This is a genomic window from Actinobacillus ureae ATCC 25976, assembly GCF_000188255.1.
GTDB classification, from domain to species: domain Bacteria; phylum Pseudomonadota; class Gammaproteobacteria; order Enterobacterales; family Pasteurellaceae; genus Actinobacillus; species Actinobacillus ureae.
This window is the reverse complement of record NZ_GL831080.1, coordinates 1,032,149-1,035,873: the sequence shown is the minus strand read 5'-3', so window position 1 is coordinate 1,035,873 and position 3,725 is coordinate 1,032,149. Positions and strand designations below refer to the sequence as shown.

The 3,725-nt window shown below is 37.9% G+C and carries 2 protein-coding genes and 2 pseudogenes; 1 reads left to right on the top strand and 3 read right to left on the bottom strand.

What is annotated here, in order from left to right; translation table 11 throughout:
* The 3 genes and pseudogenes from HMPREF0027_RS13005 to alaS all read right to left on the bottom strand — a co-directional run.
* Positions 1 to 429, bottom strand: a pseudogene (locus tag HMPREF0027_RS13005) (phosphomannomutase CpsG); the annotation flags it as partial.
* Positions 430 to 465: 36 nt separating this feature from the next.
* Positions 466 to 660 (bottom strand): carbon storage regulator CsrA, encoded by a 195-nt coding sequence (csrA, locus tag HMPREF0027_RS04915; protein WP_005622704.1) that lies wholly within the window; start codon positions 658 to 660, stop codon positions 466 to 468.
* A gap of 89 nt (positions 661 to 749) precedes the next feature.
* Positions 750 to 3,374 carry an alanine--tRNA ligase gene (alaS, locus tag HMPREF0027_RS04910; protein WP_005622703.1) on the bottom strand — a complete coding sequence of 875 codons (2,625 nt, stop codon included), beginning with the start codon at positions 3,372 to 3,374 and terminating at the stop codon, positions 750 to 752.
* A 238-nt stretch (positions 3,375 to 3,612) separates the two neighbouring features.
* Between alaS and HMPREF0027_RS11945 the strand changes: the two are divergent.
* Positions 3,613 to 3,725: pseudogene (locus HMPREF0027_RS11945) on the top strand (IS1595 family transposase); the annotation flags it as partial.

Genomic DNA, 3,725 nt, shown 5'->3' with positions numbered 1-3,725 from the left:
GCCTACATATCTTTTCTGTGCATATACACCACATTATTGCTACTGGGAAATTATTTTCCGCTAAACCTGTATCAGCACTAATTGGGCATCAATCCGCCCCAATTTCATCCCTATTGTAGTCCTTCGGATATAGCTAGCAGTTACTTGAATACCGCCATCTATCATTTTCAAAAATGAAGTTTAAAGTAAACATCTTCCGTATCTGTTAATTCCAAATCAATAACATTTACACCTGAATTTAGTAATTAATGGTGAGTTATACTTTTAAGTTCATTACTCGTTAATGTGTACATCATCACCAATAGTAATACTTTTCGGATTCAGAAATTGGTCCAAAGCACTTCCGATTCGCTGGGCAATATCCGTATTTAATTCAATACCGAGTTGCTCACGAATATCACAAGCTTTAGAACAAGTAAGTTTACTCATGGCTTGAATCCTTATCTCTACTAATTGGAGAAATATTTATTCTTGCTTCTCATCAGCAGTATCATCTGCCAATGCTTTAATTCTGTGATAAATCTCTTCACGGTGAACTGAGATTTCTTTTGGTGCGTTTACACCCAATTTTACCTGATTACCTCGAACACTGAGTACAGTTATCTCAACGTTATCCCCTATTAGTAAACTTTCCCCGATTTTACGAGTTAGTATAAGCATAGTTAATCTCCTAGGTTAAAAGCTCTATTACACTCATATAGAACTTTTATGGCAAGGCTTTATCTCTCAGCCTTGCCTCTTTTAAATTATTAAAGTTTCGCTTGAATCCATTCTTGCGCAAATTTGAGTGCTGAATCAAGATGTTGTGGTTCTGAACCGCCAGCCATCGCCATATCAGCTCGCCCACCACCTTTACCACCAACCTGTTGTGCCATAGCACCTACCAGTTCACCAGCATTAACTTTGCTTGAAAGATCCTTTGTAACACCAACAATTAAGTTTACTTTATCATCTGCTACGCTACCAAAAACGACAATGGCATTTTCAAATTGATTTTTAAGATCATCAACCATCGTACGTAACGATTTAGTTTCTACACCTTCAAGTTTCTGAACAATGACATTTACACCGTTAATTTGACTAGCTTGTTTTGCTAATTCAGAACCGGCTTGTGCAGCAAATTTATCTTTAAGCTGCTGAAGCTCTTTTTCTGTACGCTTAGCCTTATCTTGAAGCTGCTGAATTTTTTCAACTAATGAGTTACTATCCGCTTTTAATAATTCAGCACTTTGCTGAATGACTCTTTGCTGATTATGTAACCAATCCATTGCTTTTTCGCCTGTTACGGCTTCTACACGTCTTACGCCTGCCGCAACAGCACCTTCAGAAACTAGTTTGAATAAACCAATCTCGCCTGTGTGTTGGACGTGGGTACCTCCACAAAGTTCAATTGAGAACTCAGTCATGCCAACAACTCGGACAACATCACCATATTTCTCACCGAATAATGCCATCGCACCTTTTTGCTTCGCAGACTCAATATCCATTGTTTCGATAACTACTTGAATATTCTCGCGAATATTACGGTTTACGATACGTTCAATTTCTTCTAACTGCGCTTTGGTAATGGCTTCTGGTTGAGAGAAATCGAAACGCAATGCATCTTCAGACACCAATGAACCTTTTTGTGCTACATGATCACCTAATACTTCACGCAATGCTGAATGTAATAAGTGTGTTGCACTATGATTTGCTGTGATTGCCTGACGACGGTTTATTTCCACATGTGCAGTAACTTTATCACCAATAGCCAAACTACCTGATGTTAATTGGCCGACATGTCCAAAAACTTGACCATATTTTTGAGTATCACTTACAGTAAATTCACAAATTTCTGTAGAAATTAAACCGTTATCACCAACTTGCCCCCCCATTTCTGCATAGAATGGAGTTTGATCAAGAATAATAACTGCTGACTCGCCTGAGTGGATTGTATCAACTGCCTTACCATTACTAAATAAACCAACAATTGTCGCTTGAGCTTCTAAGTTATCGTAGCCGATAAAGTCTGTTTGACCATCTACTTTGATCACATTGCTATAGTCAGTACCAAAGTTACTGCTTGCTTTAGCACGCTCACGCTGAGCGCTCATTTCTGCTTCAAAACCTGCTTCATCAATCGTGATATTACGTTCACGACATACATCGGCAGTTAAATCTAATGGAAAGCCGTAAGTATCATAAAGTTTAAATGCAACTTCACCTGAAAGCGTATTATTTTCTACTTTAGTCAAAGCATCTTCTAATAATGCTAAGCCACGCTCAAGTGTACGAGCAAACTGCTCTTCTTCCGCTTTTAGTGTTTTTTGAATATGCGCTTGTTTCTGGGTTAAAATCTCGCCTGCATGTCCCATTACGGTTGCAAGTGTAGGTACTAATTTGTAGAAGAAAGCTTCTTTTGCACCTAACAAGTTACCATGACGTACTGCTCGACGAATAATACGACGTAATACATAACCACGTCCTTCATTTGACGGAATAACTCCATCCGCAATTAAGTATGAACAAGCACGAATATGGTCTGCCACAACACGCAAAGACTTATTGTCTAAATCGGTTACATTTAATAAACCTGCAACTTCTTTAATCAATGTTTGGAAAATATCTGTTTCATAATTTGAGTTTACGTGCTGCATTACTGCCGTCATACGCTCTAAACCCATACCCGTATCTACAGATGGTTTCGGTAGTTTTTCCATGGTACCGTCTGCTTGACGGTTAAATTGCATGAATACGATATTCCATACTTCGATATAACGGTCGCCATCTTCTTCTGGCGTTCCTGGTAAACCACCCCAGAAAGTATCTCCGTGATCATAAAAGATTTCTGTACAAGGACCACACGGACCAGTATCGCCCATTGCCCAAAAGTTATCCGAAGCATAAGGTGCGCCTTTGTTATCACCGATACGAATAATGTGATCAGTTGGTACACCTACAATTTTATTCCAAATGTCATAAGCTTCATCATCCGTTTCATAAACCGTTACATATAATTTTTCTTTCGGAAGCCCAAGCCATTGCAGAGAAGTTAAATATTCCCAGCCGAATTGAATTGCATCTTGTTTAAAGTAATCACCAAAACTGAAGTTACCCATCATTTCAAAGAAAGTATGATGGCGTGCCGTATAGCCTACATTTTCTAAGTCATTATGTTTACCACCGGCACGAACGCAGCGTTGCGCGGTAGTTGCTCGAGTATAAGGTCGTTTTTCTAAGCCGAGAAAAACATCTTTAAATTGGTTCATCCCTGCATTAGTAAATAATAAGGTAGGGTCATTTTCTGGTACCAAAGAACTGCTTGGTACAACGGTATGTCCTTTACTATGGAAGAAATCCAAGAAGGATTGTCTAATTTCTGAAGTTGTTTTCATTTAAATAGTACTCTAAAAATGTATAACAAATAATAATGTTAGTTGTAAGCCTTACTATTCTACACGTTTTTCTTTTCTTTGCTAATTGGCAAGTAAAAAACTTTTTAATTTATTTTTAATATAATGCATCAAAAAGACCGCTTGAAAACGGAGATGTTTTCAAGCGGTCGGGTTATAAAACCTTCTTATAAAAATTTTAGGGGCTGTAGTAGATTAGCAAGAATGCTATACTACAAAAATGAAGATAACCCATTGTAAATTAAAGAAATCTATACAAAGAAGATTGCTCGAATTTTTTGTTGCAGAAGTGACAGCCAGAACAGCTGCAGATTTATTAGGCATTCAAGCCAA